This window comes from Pseudomonas sp. PDM03, assembly GCF_014852385.1.
GTDB classification, from domain to species: Bacteria; Pseudomonadota; Gammaproteobacteria; order Pseudomonadales; family Pseudomonadaceae; genus Aquipseudomonas; species Aquipseudomonas migulae.
The window spans coordinates 117809-139273 of the sequence record NZ_JACVBM010000017.1 but is presented as its reverse complement, the minus strand read 5'-3'; the positions used below and the strand labels follow the sequence as shown (position 1 = coordinate 139273).

The following is a 21465-nucleotide window of genomic DNA, read 5'->3' as shown; positions in this document are numbered from 1 at the left end:
CTTCTCATGGAGCCTGCCCCATGCAACTGCTGACCTTACCGCCCTCGCCCGCCCTGGCCACGTCGATCCGCGCCACCGCGCAAGTATTCGAAGACCCGAAATCCCAGGCCTTGCTCGCGCATTTGCAACAGGTCGCGCCGAGTGAAGCCAGCGTGCTGATCATCGGCGAAACCGGCACCGGCAAGGAGCTGGTGGCGCGGCATATCCACAACCTCAGCGCCCGACGCAACCGCCCGTTTGTAGCGGTGAACTGCGGCGCGTTCTCCGAATCCCTGGTCGAGGCCGAGTTGTTCGGCCACGAAAAAGGCGCGTTCACCGGTGCCTTGAGCGCCAAGGCCGGCTGGTTCGAAGAGGCCGACGGCGGCACCTTGTTCCTCGATGAAATCGGTGATCTGCCGATGGCGATTCAGGTGAAGTTGCTGCGGGTGTTGCAGGAGCGCGAAGTGGTGCGCCTGGGCTCGCGCAAAAGCATTCCGATCAACGTGCGCGTGCTGGCGGCAACCAACGTGCAACTGGAAAAAGCCATCAACGCCGGGCATTTCCGCGAGGACCTGTATTACCGCCTCGATGTGGTCAGCCTGGAACTGAGCCCGCTGCGTGATCGCCCCGGCGACATCCTGCCGCTGACCCGTCACTTCGTCGAAGCCTACAGTCAGCGCCTCGGCTACGGCACCATCACCATCAGCAAGGAAGCCGAACTGAAACTGCGCAGTTACAGTTGGCCGGGCAACATCCGCGAGCTGGAAAACGTCATTCACCACACCTTGCTGATCTGCCGTAATGGCGTGATCGAGCGCGATGACCTGCGCCTGTCGAACATGCGCATCGAGCGTCAGGACGACTATCACAGCCAGCTCGACGATTCACCGGAAGCCTTGCTCGACAGGGCGTTTCAAAAGCTGTTCGAGGAACAGGCCGGCGCGCTGCACGAGAAAGTCGAGGACGCCTTGCTGCGCGCGGCTTACCGTTTCAGCCATTACAACCAGGTGCACACCGCCGCACTGCTGGGCTTGAGCCGCAACGTCACCCGCACGCGCCTGATCAAGATCGGTGAGCTGGCGGTGAACAAGCGCCGGCCCACGGAAAACGTGCAGGGCGAGCGCTTGATGCAGCTGTCGATTTAGCTAACTAGATTGCAATGCAGCGCGTTGTCATGGCTGCGTTCCAGGCTGTGCAGCACCTGGAACGAGCCGAACGTCACGGTTTTCGCCTGATGGGCGCGGATCAGTTGCCAGAAGTCCTGCTCGCCGCTTTCAAAACCCTGAAACGCGGCTTCCCCCGCCTCGCGCGATTGCCATTGCAGGTAATTGAGCACCCGCCGGCCATCGTCGCTGGCCTGGATGCTCGCACTGAGAAAACCGCTGTAACGCTGGGCCAGGCGTTCGGTCTGTAACGACAGCGCCGACACCAGGGCGGGCTGTTGATGGGGTTCGATCTCGAATTCGATCAATTGGGTGAAGCTGCGATTTTTCTCTGGCGCTTGCATGAAGAGTCCCCACTGACGTGTAAGCCGGATCTTGCGATCCGAAGGCCTGCAGGGTAAAACCTCGAGTTAACTAGAGGTCAAGGGACATTTTTCACATGATCACCTCGCAACAACTGCATAAAGAGCTCACCGTCGGCCAGGTCGCCGCCCGCAGCGGCGTGGCGGTCACGGCGCTGCATTTTTATGAATCCCGGGGTTTGATCAAAAGCACGCGCAATCAGGGCAACCAGCGACGTTATCCACGGGAAGTGTTGCGGCGGGTGGCGTTGATCAAAGTGGCGCAGCGCTTGGGGGTTCCGCTGGCGGAGATTGGCGAGGCGTTGAAAACCCTACCGGATAACCGCGCGCCGACGGCGGCGGACTGGAAGGTGTTGTCGGCGCAATGGCGCCGGGAGCTGGATGAGCGGATCAATCAGTTGACCTTGCTGCGGGACACGCTCAACGGCTGCATCGGCTGTGGGTGTTTGTCGATGGAGGCGTGTCCGTTGCGTAATTTTGGTGATGTGTTGGGGGATCGGGGGCCGGGGGCGCAGCTGTTGGAATCTGGGACAGATCCGAAATAGCGGCGCGGCCATCGCCGGCAAGCCGGCTCCTACAGGATTTGCGTAGTTTTCGAATAACACGCGCCCCCTGTAGGAGCTGGCTTGCCAGCGATGGCGTCCTCAAAATGGCCGAAGATCAGAAGCCCGGCGCAATCTGCCCTTTGTAGCGGGTCAAGATGAACTGCCGCACTTCATCGGAATTCAACGCTTTGGCCAGTTTCTGCAAACCCGGGTCGTTGATGTTGTCCGGGCGGGCCACCAGGAATTCGATGTACAGGCTCTTGCCCTTCTCGACGATCAACGCGCTGTTGGTGTCGATCCCCGCTTCCAGTGCGTAGTTGGCAAACACGAACGCCAGGTCCACCTGACTCACCGAACGCGCCAGCAACGCACCTTCCAGTTCACGAATTTTCAAATGCTTCGGGTTTTCGGCGATGTCGCGCTGAGTCGCCAGGGTGTTGCTCGGATCCTTGAGTTTGATCAGCCCGGCCTCGTGCAGCAGCACCAGTGCGCGGCCAGTGTTCACTGGGTCGTTGGGGATGGAAACGGTGGCGCCATCCTTCAGTTCGGCGATGTTTTTGATCTTGGTCGAATAGGCCCCGAACGGTTCGATGTGCACACCGACCACCGGCACCAGATCGGTGTGACGGGTCTTGTTGTAGTCATCGAGAAACGGCCGGTACTGGTAATAGTTGGCGTCGAGGTTCTTCAGTGCAAGCTGCTGGTTGGGCTGGATGAAGTCAGTGAAGACCTTGATGTCCAGGTCCACGCCTTCCTTGGCCAGGGTGGGTTTGACGAACTCGAGGATCTCCGCGTGCGGTACCGGCGTGGCACCGACGGTGAGTTTTTCGTTGGCGTGAACGCTCAACGACACAAGGGCAGCCAGAATGGCCAGGGTCTTTTTCATGTTGTGCTCCTAGGCAGATTGAGTGGCCGTCGTGGGGCGGACGTGAGGCCTGAGTTTTTTTGTTGAGTCGAATGTTTATCGTCGGCTGTAGCGCGCCACCAATCGGTCGCCGGTCATTTGCAGGGCCTGGACCAGGATCAGCAAAAGCACCACGGTGACCACCATCACGTCGGTTTGAAAACGCTGGTAGCCGTAGCGGATCGCCAGGTCGCCCAGGCCTCCGCCGCCAATCACCCCGGCCATCGCCGTGTAATCCACCAGCACGATGGCGGTGACAGTGACCGCCGCCAGCAACCCGCCACGAGCCTCAGGCAACAAGGTGTGGCGGATGATTTGCCAGGTGGTGCCGCCCATGGCCTGGGTCGCTTCCACGACGCCGCGATCGACTTCGCGCAAAGCGGTTTCCACCAGCCGCGCGAAGAACGGCGTGCAACCAACCACCAGCGGCGGAATGGTCCCCGGCACGCCCAGCGAAGTGCCGACCAGCAGCGTGGTCAACGGAATCAACACAATCAGCAAAATGATGAACGGCAGCGAACGCAGCATGTTCACGATCACCGACAACACCCGGTAAACGCCGATGGCTTCGTGCAACTGGCGCTTGCCGGTGAGGAACAGCACCACCCCCAGCGGCAATCCCAGCAGCACAGTAAAACCGAGGGCGGCGCCAAGCATGCTCAAGGTGTCGAGACAGGCCTGGCCGATGTCGGCCCAGTAAATGTTTTTGAACCATTCGGCCATGATCAGGACCAGTCGTGACGCGGCGGTTTGACGCCGTTGAGCAGCCAGTTGCCGACCACGTGGTACTTCCAGCGCACCGGGTCATGCAGGGTATGCACCCGTGCATTGCGCCAGTGCCGGTCGAAGTTGTGCTTCTTCAGGGTCGAACGGGTGCCACCGAGTTCGAACAGTTTGTTGGTGGCTTCGATGGCGATTTCAGTGGTCAGCACTTTGGCTTTGGCCACCGCGAGGGACGCCCGGGCGACGTTGTCTTCGTCGGGTGCCGGGCGCGCCGCATCCAGCGCCCAACCGGCGCGTTCCAGCAAGGCTTCGGCAGCTTCCAGGCGAATCTCCAGGCCACCGACCTGAATGATGGTCAGCGGATCTTCACTGGCCTTTTCCACACCTGCATCGATCCACGGCCGGGCGAATTGCTGCACGAACGCGATGGTGTCACGCAGCGCTGCGCGGGCGATGCCGGCGTCGATGGCGGCGGTGGTCAATTGCGCGAACGGGCCGGCCAGGGTCGGGCTTTCATAGGAACGATACGTCGGGAACACATTGAATGCCGGGACGTGCAGGTCCTCGGCCAGCACCGTGCCGCTGGACGTGGTGCGCTGACCGATGCTGTCCCAGTCGTCGACGATCACCAGCCCTGGGGTGCCGCGTTCGACGAAGGACAACTGGCCCTTCTGCTCTTCATCCAGCGCCAGCACCGCCAGCCAATGGGCGTAGAGCGAACCGGTGCAATAACCCTTGCGACCGTTGATCACATGCCCGTCGCCATAACGGCGAATGGTCGCCTGAATGTCCTGCACGTTTTTGCCGCCGGTTTCCGACAACGCATTGGCAAAGCGAAGCCCTTGCAGCGCCAGGCCGAAAAAATGTGCCTGCTGCTCGGGCGTGCCTTGCAGGCGGATATCTTCCAGCAGGCAATAGTGGTTTTGCGGGATCTGCCCCAGCGACGGATCGGCCGCCGAGATGATCGCAATGACCTGCGCCAGCACCGCGTAGGACACCTGCGCGCCACCAAACTCCTTTGGCACGCTGATGCCCCACAAGCCACTGTTGGAATACAGGTCGACGATCTCGGCGGGCACCTGGCGCGTACGGTCGCGCTCGGCGTCCTGTTCCAGCAAGACCGCGGCGACGCGCTCGGCCACACGCAAGGCTTCGGCTTCATCGGCGATCCGATGGGCGGCCGGCGGGTTGATCGGATAAACGGCAGATTCAGGCATACAAGTCTCTTGGCAACAGTGTTTACCGGAGGACATTGCAGCTTCTGTGCCTGACCGCCCGGCCCCGTGTTTTCGGGCAGTTTCGGGGGGTTTCAACGGTTATTCAGTGAGAAACCCGAGCATTCTGCTGCTTCACTGTTTATGGCCAAACAGTGGCGCTGCTGCTCGTCGGGCACTCGGATGCGTAAAAGGCGCTGGCCTATAGTTATCCGGTCGGAAACCGGCGAAGGACTACCTTCAATTCAACAATAGACAGGGAGAATAGCCATGAGCGTCAAACCCATTCCAGAGGGTTATCACAGCATCACCCCTTATCTGGGCATTCAAAAAGCGGCCGAAGCCATCGACTTCTACAAGAAAGCCTTCGGCGCGACCGAAGTCATGCGTCTGTCCATGCCCGACGGCAGCATCGGCCACGCCGAACTGCGCATCGGCGACTGCCCGATCATGCTCGGCACGCCGTGCGATCAGGGGCCGTTGAGTAATCCGGACAAGTCACCGTCCGTGGGCTTGCACCTGTATGTGAACGATGTGGACAAGTCCTACAAACAAGCGATTGCGGCGGGCGCCACGGTGGTGTCCGAGGTCAAGGATCAGTTTTACGGTGACCGTTCGGGAACGTTGAAAGATCCGTATGGGCATTTGTGGTTTCTGGCCACGCACAAGGAGGATTTGACCCAGGCGCAGATTGAGCAGCGGGCCAAGGAGATGTTCAATCAGGGTTGAGATTTTCTGTGAATATCAGGGCCTCTTCGCGGGCAAGCCTCGCTCCTACAAAAGCACCGCCGGACCTGTAGGAGCGAGGCTTGCCCGCGAAGGCGGCCTCCGAGACAACACACTTCATGAACAAGCGCACCACGCTTTGCGCCTTGCCGTAGTCGCCGAACAATTTCAGGATGCAGGCAACTACAACAAGGAGTCATCCCATGTTCGCCGGATTCCTCAAAGACCAGCGCCACGTCAACGGTGTGGACATTGCCTACCGCATCGGCGGCAGCGGGCCGGGCCTGCTGTTGCTGCACGGTCACCCGCAGACCCACGTCATCTGGCACAAGGTTGCCGAACAACTGGCCGCGCACTTCACCGTAGTCGCCGCCGACCTGCGCGGTTACGGCGACAGCGGTAAACCGCTGGCCAACGACCATCACACCAACTACTCCAAACGGGAAATGGCCAAGGACAGCATCGAGCTGATGAAGTCCCTGGGCTTCGAGCAGTTCTCGGTGCTTGCGCACGACCGTGGCGCCCGGGTTGCCCATCGCCTGGTGCTGGATCATCCGCAGGCCGTGCAACGCATGGTGTTGCTCGACATCGCGCCGACGCTGTCGATGTACACGCAAACCAATGAAGCCTTTGCCCGCGCCTATTGGCACTGGTTCTTCCTGATCCGCCCCGCTCCGTTGCCGGAAACCCTGATCGAGGCTGATCCCGAATCCTATCTGCGCAGCGTGATGGGCAGTCGCAGTGCCGGGCTCAAACCGTTCACTGCCGAGGCCTTTGGCGAATACCTGCGCTGCCTGAAACAGCCGGGCACCGCACGCGGGATCTGCGAGGACTACCGGGCCAGCGCCAGCATCGATCTGGATCATGACCGCGCCGACATCGACGCCGGCCGTCATCTGAACTTGCCGCTGCTGGTGCTGTGGGGTGCCGAAGGCACGGTCGGCCGCTGCTTCGAACCGCTCAAGGAATGGCAACACGTGGCCACCGACGTGCGCGGCAAAGCGCTGCCCGCCGGCCATTACATCGCCGAAGAAGCCCCCGAGCTGCTGCTCGCCGAAGTCCTGGCTTTCCTGCGCTGACAGCCGCGCCGTACTGATCTGAATCCACTTTCCGCCGCAGGCCGTCACTGGCCTGCGCGGGATCGTCATGCCCAAAAACCGTCTCGAGATAATAAAAATGACCATCAAGAAACTGCTGGGAACCCTCTACGTGCAGGTGCTCATCGCCATCGCGCTGGGCATTGTGATCGGCCATTCCTGGCCGCAGATCGGCATCGACCTCAAGCCGTTGGGTGACGGTTTCATCAAGCTGATCAAGATGATCATCGGCCCGATCATCTTCTGCACGGTGGTCTCTGGAATCACCAGCATGCACGATGTGAAACAGGTCGGCCGGGTCGGTGGCAAGGCGCTGCTGTACTTCGAAATCGTCTCCAGCCTTGCGCTGTTGATCGGCCTGCTGGCGGCGCATGCGCTGCATCCGGGCGCGGGGTTCAACATTGATGTGAAGACGCTGGATTCGTCGGCGATTGCCGGTTTTGTCGGTCAGGCCGAACACGGCGAAGGCATCACCGGCTTTTTGCTGCACGTGATTCCGACGACTTTTTTTGATGCCTTCTCCAAGGGTGAAATCCTGCCCGTGCTGTTCGTCTCGGTGCTGTTCGGCATTGCGCTGGTGATGGTCGGTGAAAAGGGCCGGCCACTGGTGAACGTGATCAATCAGGCCAGCGAAGTGTTCTTCCGCATCGTCGGCATCATCAGCCGCGTCGCACCGATCGGGGCGTTTGGCGCGATTGCGTTCACCATCGGCAAGTACGGCCTCGGCTCGTTGCTGCCGCTGTTGAAGCTGATCGGCACGTTCTACCTGACCGCGTTGATTTTCATTGCGTGCGTGCTCGGCAGCATTGCCCGTTATGCCGGCTTCAGCATTTTCAAACTGCTGGCGTACATCAAGGCTGAACTGTTGATCGTACTCGGCACCAGCTCTTCGGAATCGGCACTGCCGCAGCTGATCCAGAAGCTCGAAAGCCTGGGCGCCTCCAAAGGCGTGGTGGGGATTGTCGTGCCGACCGGCTACACCTTCAACCTGGACGGCACCAACATTTACATGACGCTGGCGGTGCTGTTTTTGGCCCAGGCGACCAACATTGACTTGAGCCTGGAGCAGCAACTGACCTTGCTGGCGGTGGCGATGCTCACCTCCAAAGGCGCGGGTGCGGTGGTCGGTGCGGGGTTCGTGGCGCTGGCGGCGAGCCTGGCCGTAGTGCCGACCGTGCCGGTGGCGGCGATGGTGCTGATCCTCGGTGTCGACCGTTTCATGGCCGAATGCCGATCCCTGACCAACATCATCGGCAACGCCGTCGCAGCGCTGGTGGTGGCCGCCTGGGAAGGTGAACTGGACCGCAGCAAGATGGCGCCGATTGCCCTCAAACGCGGGCGCCACGCTCGGGCGGCAGCGGCGGCGGCCAAGCTTTCTGCTGAGTAAGTCGGCGTTCACACCGATGCTATGCTGGCGGCTCATGCCGCCAGTGCCCGTTCTGTCATGACCACCAAGAAAGACACCGTGCCCCTGCCCGAAGACCTGCGTGTATTACTTACCGTCATTCGTAAAAGCGGTTTCGCCGCCGCAGCGGATGAACTGGGCCTGTCGCCCGCCTACGTCAGCAAACGCATCCAGATTCTCGAAACCACCCTCGGCACGCGCCTGCTGCACCGCACCAGCCGCCGCATCGCCCTGACCGAAGACGGTGAACGCGTGCAGCGCTGGGCGTTGCGGATTCTCGATGATTTCCAGCAACTGCACGACGAACTCTCCGACGCCCACGACAGCCCTCGCGGGCGTCTGCATTTGTGCAGCAGTTTCGGCTTCGGGCGCAATCACGTGGCGCCGGCCCTGTCACTGCTGGCCGAACGTTACCCGGACCTGGAGATTCGCCTCGACCTGTTTGATCGGGTGGTGGACATCGTCAACGAAGGGTTCGACCTGGAGATCCGTGTCGGCGATGACATCCCCGGCCAGCACATCGGCCGGCGGCTGGTGAGCAATCGGCGGGTGTTGTGCGCGGCGCCCGGTTATCTGCAACGCCACGGCACGCCGCAGACGCTGGGCGATCTGGAGCAGCATCATTGCCTGGTGATCAAGGAGCGCGACAACGCCTTCGGCATCTGGAACCTGGAGCACGACGGTGCCCAGGAAAGTGTGCGGGTCAGCGGACCGTTGTCATCCAATAACGGCGAGATTGTCTTGCAGTGGGCACTGGATGGGCGCGGGGTGTTGTTGCGGTCACTGTGGGATGTGAAGCCGTTGCTGGAGCAGGGGCGATTGGTGCAGGTGCTGCCCGGATACACCCAGAGCGCCAACGTCTGGGCGGTGTACCCGACGCGACTGGCGTACTCCGGGAAGTTGCGCGCGTGTGTGGAGTTTTTGCAGGAGCACTTCAAGGATCTGTCTGTATAACGCCGTCCCTGTAGGAGCCGGCTTGCTGGCGATGGCGGTGTGTCAGGCAATGAATATGTTGACTGGACGGACGCCATCGCCAGCAAGCCGGCTCCTACAAGGGTTGTGTCAGCTCAGCCAGGGGTTGGCGGTCAGGTGTTGGTGTTCGAAGGCTTCGATTTGTTCGCTGCGCTGCAAGGTGCTGCCGATGGCGTCGAGTCCCAGCACCAGCGCGGTTTTGCGCAGGGTGTCGATTTCGAAAGGGATGACCTCGCCTTGAAGGCGAATCTGCTGCGTTTCCAGATCAACGTTGATCAGCGCCGTCTCTGGCTGACTGACCACTTGCCCGAGCCGCTGCAGCACGGGCTCATCCAGCGTAATCAGCAGCACCCCGTTACGCTGGCAGTTGTCATAAAAAATCCCCGCAAAACTGCTGCCGATCAGCGCGCGGATGCCCATCTGCTTTAATCCCCAGACCGCATGTTCACGGCTCGACCCGCAGCCGAAATTCGGCCCGACCACCATGAAACTCGCGCCCTGCCATGCCGGTTGATTGAGCACGAACGCCGGGTTGGGTTGGCCGTCAGGCAGAAAACGCAGATCAAAAAACAAACCCCGATCCAGCCCGGAACGGTCGATGCCCTTGAGAAACTGTTTGGGCATGATCACGTCGGTGTCGATGTTGGCCGCGAGCATTGGCGCGGCTTTACCGCTGACTTGAGTGAAAGGTTGCAGGCTCATGCGCGGTCTCCAAAGTGACGGATGTCGGTCAAGCGGCCAGTGATCGCCGCCGCAGCGACCATCGCCGGGCTCATCAGGTGCGTACGGGCACCGGCGCCCTGGCGGCCTTCGAAATTGCGGTTGGTGCTGGAGGCGCAGCGGTCGCCCGGCGCCAGCACGTCGTCGTTCATCGCCAGGCACATCGAGCAGCCGGACTGGCGCCACTCGAAACCGGCGTCGATAAAAATCGCCGCCAGGCCTTCGGCTTCGGCCTGATCGCGCACTTCGGTGGAGCCCGGCACGATCATCGCCCGCACGTGTTCGGCGACGCGTTTGCCGCGCACCACGCTTGCGGCGTCGCGCAGGTCTTCGATACGGGCGTTGGTGCAGGAACCGATAAACGCGTGGCTGATGACGATGTCGCTCAGCGGCATGCCCGCTTCGAGGCCCATGTAAGTCAGGGCGCGGCGCATGTCCTGGCGCAGGATCAGGTCGCTGATGTCTTGCGGGTCCGGCACGCGGGCGCCGATCGGCGAGGCCTGATCCGGGCTGGTGCCCCAGGTGACCATCGGCTCCAGCGCGCTGGCGTCCAGCGACACTTCACGGTCGAACAGTGCGTCGGCATCGCTGTGCAAGGCGCGCCATGTCTGCACCGCTTGCTCCCACAGCGCACCTTTGGGCGCGCGGGGTTTGTCCTTGAGATAAGCGAACACTTTGTCGTCCGGCGCCATGAACGCCCCCCGCGCGCCCGCCTCCACCGCCATGTTGCAGATGGTCATGCGCGCTTCGACGCTCAGTGCATCGATGGTCGAACCGCGAAACTCGATGGCGTAGCCCGTGGCTCCGGACGCGCCGATCCGGCCGATCAGCGCCATGATCACATCCTTGGATGTCAGCCCCGGCGCCAGCTCACCGTCCACCGTCACGCGCAGGGTTTTCAAGCGTTTGTAGACCAGGGTCTGGGACGCCAGCAGGTGTTCGATCTCCGACGTGCCAATACCGAAACCGAACGCGCCGAGGGCGCCGTAAGTCGTCGTGTGGCTGTCGCCTGCGGCAATCACCATGCCCGGCAGGATGAACCCCTGTTCCGGGGCGATGACGTGCTCGATGCCCTGGCGTTTGTCGAGGATGTCGAGCAATTCGATGCCGAAGTCCCGGCAGTTTTCCGCCAGATACGACACCTGCCGCGCACCGCCGGCGTCCGGCATCGCCGCAATGCGGTTGGGTGCCGTGGGGTTGACGTGATCGACCACCGCCAGCGCGGTGCCGGGGCGCCAGACCCCGCGCTTGGCTTCGCGCAAACCGCTGAAAGCCTGGGGGCTGGTGTATTCGTTGATGACCTGACGGTCGATGTACAACAGGACGTGGCCCTGGTCATCGAGGCGACACACCGTGTGGGAATCGATGTGTTTGTCGTAAAGGGTTCTTGCTGAAGTCATGGGGATATTCGCTCAGGCTCGCGGGTTTCAGGCGTCTGCGCCCCATCTTAGGCAGTCGCCCGGCCCCATCAATGGCCGGAGAGTGATCCCTTGGAACATGGTTCGTGTTGGATCAAGGCACACCCGCAACCTGTAGGAGCAAGCTTGCTCGCGATGGCGGTGTATCTGTCGCCATAAGGGTGACAGACACGGCCTCATCGCGAGCAAGCTTGCTCCTACAGGGTTATGCGTTCGCAGGAATACGAAACATTTACTTTCATATCGAGGTTCGGGATTTCTGATTCTCATTCGTCTTATATAGATGCAGGCGGTTCGCGTAGGCAAAAGCCACGACCGCACTTTTCATGGACCCCACGCTGGGAAGCCCGCAGCAGAGGCCCTCTCATCGATACAAGACCTTAATCATGTCGAAGAAATCCCGCTCAAAACTCTGGTTTCTGGTCCACAGCTGGCTGGCCCTGCCCATCTGGTTTTTTGTGCTGATCGTCTGTGTGACCGGCACGCTGGCGGTGATCAGCCAGGAAATCGTCTGGCTGGCCAACCCGCAGATGCGTGCCAGCCAACCTTCCGATGATGCGCCGCTGTTGAGCTATGACCAGCTCATCGCCGCGATCAAGCAGGCCGAGCCGCAGATCCTGGTCGAAAGCATCAGCCGACCTGACGAAACGCATTTCGCCCTGGACGTGGAAGTGACCTACCCCGACGGCCGTTCGGTGGTGGTCTACGTCAACCCGTACAGCGGCGTGATCCAGGGCACGGCTCCGCAATTCAACTTCAGGGCCTTCACCCGCGCCTTGCACGGTTGGTGGCTGGTGCCGTTCACCAATGGCTACAGCTGGGGCTGGTACCTGGTGTCGTTTCTCAGCCTGCCGCTGCTGGCTTCTCTGATTACCGGGCTGGTGGTCTACAAGCGCTTCTGGAAAGGCTTTTTGCGACCGACCCTGCGCCTGCGTCACGGCGCGCGGATTTTCTGGGGCGACTTTCACCGCCTCAGCGGCATCTGGTCGATCTGGTTCATCGCGGTGATTTCCGTCACCAGCACCTGGTTCCTGATCGAAGCGTTCATGTTCGATAACCAGATCACGATTTCCACCGCCCCGGTGGCGCCGGTGGTCCCGCGTGAGAGCGTGCCGCTCACCGCCGACGGATCGCCGGCACCGATGATCAGCCTGGAAACGGCAATCCGTGAAGCGAAAGCACGCATTCCCGGCCTCGAAGACAGCTTCATCAGCCTGCCCGCCAATGCCTACAGTTACCTCTCGGTGGGCGGCCGCAGTTGGTATCCGCTGATGTTCCAGACTGCCGAAATCAACCCGTACACCGGCGACGTCGCCGTGACCCGCCTGCTCTCGGACCGCTCGGGGCTGGAGCTGGTGACCGAATCGATGCGGCCGCTGCACACCGGCGATTTCGGTGGACTCTGGATCAAGCTGATCTGGTTCTTCTTCGGCCTGCTCCTGAGCATGATGGTCCTCAGCGGCCTGCTGATCTGGACCAAGCGCACCGCGTTGGCCACCGCAAACGCCCTCAAGCGCAGCAACAAACGTCCTCGCGCTGCCGATGCCACTCACGTCACGAGCCACGACACCACGGAGGTCAGCCAATGAGCCTGTTCGCCGCCGAAAAACCGGGGTCCAGACTGAGCCGCTTCTGGCACAAATGGCGCTTCCACATCAACGTTTTGCTGTTGCTGGTGCCGCTGGGCTTCATGCCCAAGTACTTTGCCGATGCCGCGCTGTTTCGCGGGGACACCGGCCTGGGCGAGCGGGAAATCGGTGAAGTTCAGGTCGGGCCGTGGAGCCTGCGCCTGGCGGAACTTCGCAACGAAGCACCACGGCCCGATGGCCCGGCCGGTTACATGAAGAGTTTCAACGCGGCGCTGTGCGACAGCTGCCGCGAGCAGGTCAAGGCGACTTACCTGCGCATCGGCAAACCGCGCAGCCTGCGCGCCGCCGGGGTGATTTTCTTCGGCACGCCCTACCGCATGGGCGCCATGCTGCCGATCCCGGAAAAGACCAAGGCCGACGCCGAGCTGTGGATCACCATGGAAGGCTGGGACGGCGCCATGCATCAAGCGTCCATCCCGCTGAGCCAGGCATCCCCCGCCACCCTCGAGTGGCTGAACAAACAAGGAGGCAAACCATGAGCAACGCATTTCGCCCTCTCCACGCCGTGTTGCTGGTGCTGTGCGCCGGCTTCAGCGCCAGCGCCCTGGCCCACAACCCGATGTGCGAGTGCAAGGCCATCGACGCCGAGCAGATCCAGTGCACCGGCGGTTTCTCCGACGGCAGCGGCGCACCGGGCGTGACCCTGGATGTGATCGGCTACGACGAAACCATCCTGGTGCCGGGCAAGCTCGGTGCCGATTCCAAATTGACCTTCAAGAAGCCCAGCGCCGAATTTTATGTGCTGTTCGATGCCGGTCCCGGCCACGTCGTCGAGATCGACCAAGCGGACATCCAAGCCCCATGAGTACGCCAACGACACACGTCGTCCGCCCGGCCGGTGCCGGCCATGAAACCCTGTATGTGTTGCTGCTGTGCCTGATGATCCTGGCGGTCGCCGGTTCGGTGGTCGCCTGGCGCCACGAGTCCCAGGAAACCAGCACCGTCAGCAGCCATCAACTGGATGCCCGCCGCGACCTCAGCGCCTCCGAGCAAGGCATCTACGCTGACCTGCGGGTGACGCTGGACGAAATTCACCTGCTGCGCCAGGAACAGCAAACCCTGCCGACACCCGAAGCCCTGGCGGACGAAGGTTTTGCGCCGTTTGCCCAGGACGCCAGTTCCGTCAGCCGTGGCGCGCATGCCTGGCAATTGCTCGACGCCAAGGCGTATTTCGGCCAGAGCCAGACGTCCGCCGTGGCCGGTTCGTTTCTGATGCGCCTGACCGCTGACGACGATGCGCCAGACATCTGGCTCAACCGTGCCGCCGACCTCAAAGCCCCGGCCGACGTCACGGACGCCGCGCTCGAAAGCGCCGGCTGGCAGCAGATCGTCGCGCAATTCGATGCCGGCGTGACCCGCCAGCACCGGCACTGAACCCTCGCCTTCACCCGAGAGAAGACCGCTTTCCCATGCCTATTTCATCTCAACGTTCATTCTTGCGGCCGCTGCTGATCGGCCTGCTTGCCTTGCTGCTGACGCCACTGGCCAGCGCCGACGAAGCCAAGCGCCTGCGCATCGGCATCACCCTGCACCCTTATTACAGCTACGTGGCCAACATCGTCGGCGACAAGGCCGAAGTGGTGCCGCTGATTCCGGCCGGCTTCAACCCGCATGCCTACGAGCCTCGCGCCGAAGACATCAAGCGCATCAGCGGGCTGGACGTGATCGTGCTCAACGGCGTCGGTCATGACGACTTCGCCGACCGCATGATCGCCGCCAGCGAAACGCCGAACGTGGCCGTGATCGAAGCCAACGAAAACGTACCGCTGCTGGCCGCCACCGGTGTTGCCGCGCGCGGTGCCGGCAAAGTCGTTAACCCGCACACTTTTCTGTCGATCAGCGCCTCCATTGCCCAGGTCAACAACATCGCCCGTGAACTCGGCAAGCTCGACCCGACCAACGCCAAGACCTACACCCAAAACGCCCGCGCCTACGGCAAACGCCTGCGGCAGATGCGTGCCGACGCCCTGGCGAAACTGACCCAGGCGCCGAACGCCGAACTGCGCGTGGCCACGGTTCATGCGGCTTACGATTACCTGCTGCGCGAGTTTGGCCTGGAAGTGACGGCTGTGGTCGAACCGGCCCACGGCATCGAACCGAGCCCGAGCCAGCTGAAAAAGACCATCGATCAACTGCGCGAACTGGACGTGAAAGTGATCTTCTCGGAGATGGATTTCCCGTCTACCTACGTCGAAACCATCCAGCGTGAATCCGGGGTGAAGCTGTACCCGCTGTCGCACATTTCCTATGGCGAATACACCGCCGACAAGTATGAAAAGGAAATGACCGGCAACCTCAACACCGTGGTCCGGGCGATTCAGGAGTCTGGCCAATGACCGCTAAAGAAACACTCAGTGAGTCCCCTGTGGGAGCGACGGTGCGACGTTTCGACCTGCTCGCGAAGGCGTCGGGTCAGCCGGCATCATCGTTGAATGACACACCGCTATCGCCAGCAAGCCGGCTCCTACAGGGGGCGGGGCCGACGCTGGATTTTGCGGAGGTCAGTTTGACCCTGGGGCGCACGACGATCCTTGATCAGGTCACCTTCCAGGTTCAGCCCGGCAGCGTGCATGCGCTGGTCGGTCCCAACGGTGGCGGCAAGAGTTCGCTGATCAAGACTCTGCTCGGGCAGATGCCGCATCAGGGTCGCTTGAGCCTGCAATGGCCCGGCGAACCCGGCACCATCGGCTACGTGCCGCAAGCGCTGGAGTTTGATCGCGGCTTGCCGATGACCGTCGACGATTTCATGGCTGCGATGTGTCAGCGGCGCCCGGCGTTCCTCGGGTTGAGTAAGCATTACGCGGCAGCGATTGGCGAAGCGCTGGAGCGGGTCGGCATGCAGGACAAGCGCAAGCGGCGCATGGGCGCCTTGTCCGGTGGCGAGCGGCAGCGCGTTTTGCTCGCACAGGGACTGATCCCGGCGCCGCAATTGCTGGTGCTCGATGAGCCGATGTCGGCCCTCGATGAGGCGGGCATTCAGGTGTTCGAACGGTTGCTCGGCGACTGGCGTCAGAGTGGGATCACCGTGCTCTGGATCGAGCATGATCTGGAAGCGGTCGGGCGTCTGGCAGATCGCGTCACCGGGCTCAATCGCCGGGTGCTGTTCGATGCCACGCCGAAACAGGCGCTGACCCCGGAACGTTTGCTGACCCTGTTCTCGACCCATCCACGGAGCGCTGTCTGATGAGTTATGAAGCCTTTCGCTTGATGGTTCAGGGCTGGGCGTCTTCGGGTTATCTGCCTGAGGCGCTGGCCTATGGATTTGTGGTCAACGCGCTGCTCGCCGGTTTGCTGATCGGCCCGGTGCTGGGCGGTCTGGGCACGTTGGTGGTGGTCAAGCGCTTCGCGTTTTTCTCCGAAGCAGTGGGTCACGCGGCGCTGACTGGCGTGGCCATCGGCATTCTGCTCGGCGAACCCTACACCGGGCCGTATGGCAGCTTGTTCGGTTACTGCCTGCTGTTCGGGATATTGCTGAATTACTTGCGCAACCGCACGGGGCTGGCGCCAGATACCTTGATCGGTGTGTTCCTGTCGGTGTCGCTGGCACTGGGCGCGAGCCTGCTGTTGATTCTGGCGGGCAAGATCAACGTGCACATTCTGGAGAACGTGCTGTTCGGCTCGGTGTTGACCGTCAACGGCAATGACTTGCTGGTGCTGGCCATCGTCGGTTCGCTGGTGATGGCGCTGGCCTTGCCGCTGTACAACCGCATCATGCTCGCCAGTTTCAACCCGCAACTGGCGGCGGTGCGCGGCGTCGCAGTGAAGACCCTGGATTACCTGTTCGTGATTCTGGTGACGCTGATCACCGTGGCGGCAGTGAAAGTCATCGGGGCGATTCTGGTCGGTGCGCTTTTGGTGATTCCGGCGGCGGCAGCGAGGTTGCTCAGCCAGTCGCTCAAGGGATTCTTCTGGTGCTCGGTACTGATCGCCACGGTCAGCACGCTGTGCGGGATTCTTGCGCCGATTGTGTTCGACCTGCCGATCCCGTCCGGCGCCGCGATCATTCTGGTGGCCGGTATCGCCTTCGCCCTCGCCGCCATTGCGCGCGGCGTCGTCCCCAGCCTGAAAGGGAACCTCGGATAAATGTCATTTTCTCTGCGTCAACTGACCCTGGCCGTCGCCCTGTGCGGGCTGGTCAATACCTCGTTTGCGGCGGACAGCGCCAAACCGTTGCATGTGCTGGCGTCCTTGCCGATCACTTACGGTCTGGGCGAAGTATTGCTCAAGGGCACCAACGTCAACCTTGAACGCGCAGCGCCGGCGAACCTGCCCGGCAGCCGCCAGACGGCTTACTTCACCGGGCGCGGCGCGCCGGCCTTGGCGAAACTGGCGACCGACGCCGATGCGGTGATTGGTCTGCGTTCGTTGTGGGCGGATGATCCGCTGTACCCGATCGCCCGGCGCAGCAATATTCGTATCGTCGAAGTCGACGCCGCACGCCCGGTGGACGGCGCCCTGCCCGGCATCGCCGTGCAGCCGGGCAACAAGGTCGATGGCTTGAACAGTCAGCCGTGGTTTTCCAGCAACAACATGGGGCGCATGGCGGACGTGATGGCGGCGGATCTGGTGCGCCTTGCTCCTGCTGCAAAGCCTGTGATCGAGGCCAACCTTGCGACATTGAAACAGCGCCTGCTCAAGTTCAGCGCCGACAGCGAAGCGCGGCTGGCCAGTGCTGACAATCTGAGCGTGATGAGCCTGAGCGATCACTTTGGTTACCTGATTGGCGGGCTCAATCTGGAACTGATCGGGCTCGATGCGCGGCCTGACGCCGAGTGGACGCCGGAGGCGCTGAAGCAGTTGGGCGCGACGCTCAAGGACAATGACGTGGCGGTGGTGTTGCATCATCGGCAGCCGTCGGACGCGGTGAAAGCGGTGATTGCCGAGGCCGGGAGCCGGTTGGTTGTTTTGAGTGTGGACGCGGCGGACCCGGTGGCTGAGCTGGAGGGGAATGTGGATTTGGTGATCAAGGGGTTGAGTGGGGTTTAGCGTCGGCTGGACCGCATGATCATTCTCTAGGGTGGGCGTTACACAAATCCCCTGTAGGAGCTGGCTTGCTAGCGATGGCGGCCTGATAGCCGACCATTTTCGCTCAGGTGTACATATCCATTCCTGCGGTAACGGCTGATATTGGTTTCGCCCTTACGGCGAGTCACTTGGAAAAGCCCCAAGTAACCAAGGGCTCTTGCCCCTTTCGTTCGGTGGCTCGCTAATGCTCGCCATGCCCTCGCTCCGGTCCTGCTCCGTGGGCCCGCCGCCATCGGCCATCCATGGCCGGGGGCGGCTAACCCGGCATCCATGCCGGGTTGCCCACTGCGCAGAACCTGCGCTCGGCCTCTCGAGGGGGCGTTCAGATCAAAAGCGGAAGGCGAGCTAACGCTCGGCCTGATGAGTGGTGGGAATCAAAAGCGTATGGGATTCCCTGTAGGAGCCGGCTTGCTGGCGAAAGGTGTCTGGGCGACGCGTTCATTCAGACAGCCCGCGTTATCGTTGACGACCATCGCTGGCAAGCTGGCTCCTACGGGGTAATGCGTATGTGTTCGGAATGTACACGATCCCCTGTAGGAGCCGGCTTGCTGGCGATGGCGTCCGTCCAGTCAATAAATATATTGGATGACCCACCGCAATCGCCAGCAAGCTGGCTCCTACAGGGGAATGCGTCCGGTCATAGAGACAGGTCGGCTCGCAGGCCGCCTCGTTTTTGCTTTGCGTTGCTTTGGCTTTTGATTTTGATCTGCCCCGTCGGGAGGCCGAGTGGAGGTTCTGCGCAGTGGGCACCGCGGCAAGGATGCCGCGGTAGCCGCCCCCGGCCATGGATGGCCGATGGCGGCGGGCCCACGGAGCAGGACCGGAGCGAGGGTACCCTGAGCCTAGGCGAAGGGCCGTACGTCAGGGGCAAAGCCTTTTGGTTCCTTTTTGGCGTTTGAAAAAGGGACTCGCCGTAAGGGCGAAACCATTAGCGGCCGTTACCGCAGCAATGGATATGTACACCCTCAAAAAAGGCGCCTGATACACAGCCATCGCCAGCAAGCCGGCTCCTACAGGTTCCGCGCTCGACGTCACAACGTGCAGACGTAAAAAAGCCCGCTGACCTTATCGGTCCAGCGGGCTTCTTTTTGCGCGAAGACTTCAGTGAGCCACAGTCGCCTGCTCTTCCATCTTCTTGCGCAAACTCAACGGACGCATATCGGTCCAGGTTTCTTCGATGTAAGCCAGGCATTCCTTTTTCAGGCCACTCTTGCCCACGGTGCGCCAGCCCTCCGGCACGGCCTTGTAGTCGGGCCAGATCGAGTACTGCTCTTCGTGGTTGACCACGACCTGAAAGAGGATGTCCTCGCGGTCGAATACTGACGTCATGGTGTCTCTCCATCGCTGTAAGGGTGGGCTGCACTGCGTGCGCAGCCGTTATGTAGAAAGAACGTTGCGGGGCCCGGAAAATTTAGAGGTTGGCAGTGGCCGCGGCCATCGCCCGACCAAAAATCTCCGCCACCCGATCGATTTCCGCAGCGGTAATCACCAGCGGCGGCAGGAAGCGCACCACACCGCCATGCCGGCCGCCCAGCTCAAGAATCAACCCACGTTTGAGGCATTCACGCTGCACCAGCGGCGCCAGTCGAGCGAAGATCGGTGGATGACCTTGCACATCCGGCACGCCGGTCGGGTCAACCAGTTCGACGCCAAGCATCAAGCCACGACCGCGAATATCGCCCAATTGCGGGAAGTCCCGCTGAAGAATGCGCAAGTGTTCGCTCAAGCGCTCGCCCATGGCGGCAGCGTGTTCGCAAACCTTGTGCTCGGTCAGGTAACGCATCACTGCGGAGCCCGCCGCCATGGCCATTTGGTTGCCACGGAAGGTCCCGGCATGCGCGCCCGGCAACCAGGTGTCGAGCCAGTCGCGATACACCACCACCGCCAGCGGCAAGCTGCCGCCGATGGCCTTGGACATCACCACCACATCCGGAATGATCCCGGCGTGCTCGAAAGCAAACATCTTGCCGGTGCGGGCGAAACCGCTCTGGATTTCGTCGACGATCAACGCCACACCCGCCTTTTCGGTGATGCGACGCAGACCACGCAACCAATCGAGATCGGCCGGGATCACCCCGCCCTCGCCCTGAACAGCCTCGACAATCACTGCCGCCGGCAATTGCACACCCGCCTCGGGATCGTTCAGCAGGTTTTCCAGGTAGTTCAGGTTGACCTGCACGCCTTGCGCGCCGCCGAGGCCGAACGGGCAACGGTAATCGTAGGGATACGGCATGAACTGCACGCCACTGCTGAGCAATGCGCCCAACGGTTTTTTCGGCCCCAGGCTGCCCATCAGGCTCAGCGCGCCCTGGCTCATGCCGTGATAACCGCCCTGAAACGACAGCACAGTGCTGCGCCCGGTGGCGGTGCGCACCAATTTCAAAGCGGCTTCCACGGCGTCGGTGCCGGTCGGGCCGCAGAACTGGATTTTCGCTTGCGCAGCCAAGGCTGGCGGCAGCAGACCGAACAGGTCCTGGACGAATTGATCCTTGACCGGGGTGGTCAGGTCGAGGGTGTGCAACGGCAGTTCATCGGTCAGCACTTGCTGGATCGCTTCGATCACCACCGGATGGTTATGCCCCAGGGCCAGCGTTCCGGCGCCGGCCAGGCAGTCGATGAAGCTGCGGCCCTCGACGTCTTCGACATAAATGCCCTTCGCGCGCTTGAGTGCCAGGGGAATGCGTCGCGGGTAGCTGCGGGCATTCGACTCCTGCTGGCTCTGGCGCGCCAGCAATGGCGATTCGTTGAACTGATAAAGCGTTTCGGCCGGCGCCGGAGCGATCCGGGCCGACTGATCTTCCATAAGGCTGGTAGCGACTGACATCTCTCGACCCCTCAATAAGGTTTTCCTGTTCTGGAAACGCATCAGGGCGCCGAGGATTTAGACCCTTGCCCGGCTTTCTATGAAGGCGGGGTCAGGCCCTTGTGCATGGGGATGGCGCGAAGCCCGGCTACGGTGAAGGTTTCGGCACAGGGCTGATAACCCAGATGCCGGTAAAAGGCTTCACTGGTCCGGGTGCTGTTGAGTCGTACCTGAGCCAGCCCGTTACCGATCAGCCAGCCTTCAAGGTCGCGCACCAGCGCTTGCCCGGCGCCACGACGAAACCATTCCGGCTGCACGTAACAGAACGCAAGCTTGCCGCTGATCGCCGCCATCGCGACGCCGACCGGTTTGTCCTGCAACAGGGCGATGTTCAGGTACAGCCGTTGGTCGGTCAGCCACGGTTGAATGTGTTCGACGGTTTTGTTGTGGGTCCAGGTGGCGACGGTTTGCGGGTCGTTGCGATGGTCGAGCGCGCAGCCGACGCGGATGGAACGCTCGACGATCCGGCTGATGATCCCGGCGTCGGCGGGGGTTGCCTTGCGGATGTGTAGGGGGGTTTCCATGGCGCTGTAACCTCAATCCATTGAGAAAAAGCTGCCGGGGACGATAGCGCTGGTGGCCGTCGAAATGCCAATGGCGAGACGTTACATTTGATGTGCAACACAGATTCCTGTAGGAGCCGGCTTGCTGGCGATGCATACACCTCGGTGAGTCAGGCAGACCCAGTCGATGCAATCGC

23 protein-coding genes are annotated in these 21465 nt (G+C 61.8%); 14 read left to right on the top strand and 9 right to left on the bottom strand.

Annotated elements, in window-relative coordinates:
* The first annotated feature begins 20 nt into the window (after window positions 1–20).
* Window positions 21–1124 carry a sigma-54 interaction domain-containing protein gene (locus IB254_RS21965; RefSeq protein WP_008032617.1) on the top strand — a complete coding sequence of 368 codons (1104 nt, stop codon included), beginning with the start codon at window positions 21–23 and terminating at the stop codon, window positions 1122–1124.
* Here the strand turns inward: IB254_RS21965 and IB254_RS21960 are convergent.
* Complete coding sequence (locus tag IB254_RS21960; RefSeq protein ID WP_192419417.1) at window positions 1121–1486, bottom strand: antibiotic biosynthesis monooxygenase; 366 nt, start codon at window positions 1484–1486, stop codon at window positions 1121–1123. The genes IB254_RS21965 and IB254_RS21960 overlap by 4 nt on opposite strands.
* Window positions 1487–1581: 95 nt before the next feature.
* On the opposite strand from IB254_RS21960, the gene soxR reads away from it, so the two are divergent.
* Window positions 1582–2049: a redox-sensitive transcriptional activator SoxR gene (gene soxR / locus IB254_RS21955; protein ID WP_192419415.1), complete on the top strand. Its 468-nt coding sequence runs from the start codon at window positions 1582–1584 to the stop codon at window positions 2047–2049.
* 115 nt (window positions 2050–2164) lie between these two features.
* Here the strand turns inward: soxR and IB254_RS21950 are convergent, their stop codons facing one another.
* The 3 genes from IB254_RS21950 to IB254_RS21940 all read right to left on the bottom strand — a co-directional run bounded on the left by IB254_RS21950 (window position 2165) and on the right by IB254_RS21940 (window position 4893).
* The gene (locus IB254_RS21950) at window positions 2165–2935 is read right to left on the bottom strand and encodes a MetQ/NlpA family ABC transporter substrate-binding protein (RefSeq protein ID WP_008032622.1); all 771 of its coding nucleotides are present in this window, start codon (window positions 2933–2935) and stop codon (window positions 2165–2167) included.
* Between the two features lie 75 nt (window positions 2936–3010).
* On the bottom strand, window positions 3011–3676 hold the full coding sequence (locus IB254_RS21945; protein WP_008032624.1) for a methionine ABC transporter permease: 666 nt from the start codon (window positions 3674–3676) through the stop codon (window positions 3011–3013).
* A gap of 2 nt (window positions 3677–3678) precedes the next feature.
* Window positions 3679–4893 carry an SfnB family sulfur acquisition oxidoreductase gene (locus IB254_RS21940; protein WP_192419413.1) on the bottom strand — a complete coding sequence of 405 codons (1215 nt, stop codon included), beginning with the start codon at window positions 4891–4893 and terminating at the stop codon, window positions 3679–3681.
* 267 nt (window positions 4894–5160) lie between these two features.
* Here IB254_RS21940 and IB254_RS21935 point away from each other — a divergent pair, with 267 nt between their 5' ends.
* The 4 genes from IB254_RS21935 (at window position 5161) to IB254_RS21920 (ending at window position 9072) form a co-directional block, all read left to right on the top strand.
* Window positions 5161–5619: a VOC family protein gene (locus IB254_RS21935; RefSeq protein WP_192419411.1), complete on the top strand. Its 459-nt coding sequence runs from the start codon at window positions 5161–5163 to the stop codon at window positions 5617–5619.
* Window positions 5620–5819: 200 nt separating this feature from the next.
* Window positions 5820–6695 (top strand): alpha/beta fold hydrolase, encoded by an 876-nt coding sequence (locus IB254_RS21930; RefSeq protein ID WP_192419409.1) that lies wholly within the window; start codon window positions 5820–5822, stop codon window positions 6693–6695.
* A 97-nt stretch (window positions 6696–6792) separates the two neighbouring features.
* Window positions 6793–8100, top strand: coding sequence for a C4-dicarboxylate transporter DctA (gene dctA, locus IB254_RS21925; protein WP_192419407.1), 1308 nt, complete (start codon window positions 6793–6795; stop codon window positions 8098–8100).
* A 21-nt stretch (window positions 8101–8121) separates the two neighbouring features.
* Window positions 8122–9072 carry a LysR substrate-binding domain-containing protein gene (locus IB254_RS21920; protein ID WP_192419405.1) on the top strand — a complete coding sequence of 317 codons (951 nt, stop codon included), beginning with the start codon at window positions 8122–8124 and terminating at the stop codon, window positions 9070–9072.
* A 108-nt stretch (window positions 9073–9180) separates the two neighbouring features.
* On the opposite strand, the gene leuD is transcribed toward IB254_RS21920, so the two are convergent.
* Window positions 9181–9792: a 3-isopropylmalate dehydratase small subunit gene (leuD, locus tag IB254_RS21915; protein ID WP_192419403.1), complete on the bottom strand. Its 612-nt coding sequence runs from the start codon at window positions 9790–9792 to the stop codon at window positions 9181–9183.
* Window positions 9789–11210, bottom strand: a complete 1422-nt coding sequence (gene leuC, locus IB254_RS21910; protein WP_192419401.1) for a 3-isopropylmalate dehydratase large subunit — start codon at window positions 11208–11210, stop codon at window positions 9789–9791. Before leuC ends, leuD begins: the two co-directional genes overlap by 4 nt.
* A gap of 404 nt (window positions 11211–11614) precedes the next feature.
* On the opposite strand from leuC, the gene IB254_RS21905 reads away from it, so the two are divergent.
* From IB254_RS21905 to IB254_RS21870, 8 genes are read left to right on the top strand one after another with little or no spacing between them, the layout of a single operon-like run.
* Complete coding sequence (locus tag IB254_RS21905) at window positions 11615–12817, top strand: PepSY-associated TM helix domain-containing protein (protein ID WP_008043032.1); 1203 nt, start codon at window positions 11615–11617, stop codon at window positions 12815–12817.
* Window positions 12814–13356 (top strand): hypothetical protein, encoded by a 543-nt coding sequence (locus IB254_RS21900; RefSeq protein ID WP_008032641.1) that lies wholly within the window; start codon window positions 12814–12816, stop codon window positions 13354–13356. Before IB254_RS21905 ends, IB254_RS21900 begins: the two co-directional genes overlap by 4 nt.
* The gene (locus IB254_RS21895; protein WP_008032642.1) at window positions 13353–13682 is read left to right on the top strand and encodes a hypothetical protein; all 330 of its coding nucleotides are present in this window, start codon (window positions 13353–13355) and stop codon (window positions 13680–13682) included. The genes IB254_RS21900 and IB254_RS21895 overlap by 4 nt, the downstream gene beginning before the upstream one ends.
* Entirely contained in the window at window positions 13679–14251 is a 573-nt protein-coding gene (locus IB254_RS21890) for a DUF6162 family protein (protein WP_192419399.1), read from the top strand. Before IB254_RS21895 ends, IB254_RS21890 begins: the two co-directional genes overlap by 4 nt.
* Window positions 14252–14286: 35 nt before the next feature.
* Window positions 14287–15213, top strand: a complete 927-nt coding sequence (locus IB254_RS21885; protein WP_008032647.1) for a metal ABC transporter substrate-binding protein — start codon at window positions 14287–14289, stop codon at window positions 15211–15213.
* Window positions 15210–16061 carry a metal ABC transporter ATP-binding protein gene (locus IB254_RS21880; RefSeq protein ID WP_225602454.1) on the top strand — a complete coding sequence of 284 codons (852 nt, stop codon included), beginning with the start codon at window positions 15210–15212 and terminating at the stop codon, window positions 16059–16061. The genes IB254_RS21885 and IB254_RS21880 overlap by 4 nt, the downstream gene beginning before the upstream one ends.
* Window positions 16061–16960, top strand: coding sequence for a metal ABC transporter permease (locus tag IB254_RS21875; protein WP_003226663.1), 900 nt, complete (start codon window positions 16061–16063; stop codon window positions 16958–16960). The genes IB254_RS21880 and IB254_RS21875 overlap by 1 nt, the downstream gene beginning before the upstream one ends.
* Window positions 16961–17863 (top strand): metal ABC transporter substrate-binding protein, encoded by a 903-nt coding sequence (locus IB254_RS21870; protein WP_008043994.1) that lies wholly within the window; start codon window positions 16961–16963, stop codon window positions 17861–17863. It abuts the gene before it with no gap.
* 1140 nt (window positions 17864–19003) lie between these two features.
* On the opposite strand, the gene IB254_RS21865 is transcribed toward IB254_RS21870, so the two are convergent.
* From IB254_RS21865 to IB254_RS21855, 3 genes are all read right to left on the bottom strand, one after another.
* Window positions 19004–19231: an MbtH family protein gene (locus tag IB254_RS21865; RefSeq protein ID WP_192419397.1), complete on the bottom strand. Its 228-nt coding sequence runs from the start codon at window positions 19229–19231 to the stop codon at window positions 19004–19006.
* A gap of 82 nt (window positions 19232–19313) precedes the next feature.
* Entirely contained in the window at window positions 19314–20726 is a 1413-nt protein-coding gene (locus tag IB254_RS21860) for an aspartate aminotransferase family protein (RefSeq protein ID WP_192419395.1), read from the bottom strand.
* A 77-nt stretch (window positions 20727–20803) separates the two neighbouring features.
* Entirely contained in the window at window positions 20804–21289 is a 486-nt protein-coding gene (locus IB254_RS21855) for a GNAT family N-acetyltransferase (RefSeq protein ID WP_192419393.1), read from the bottom strand.
* Window positions 21290–21465 lie beyond the last annotated feature (176 nt).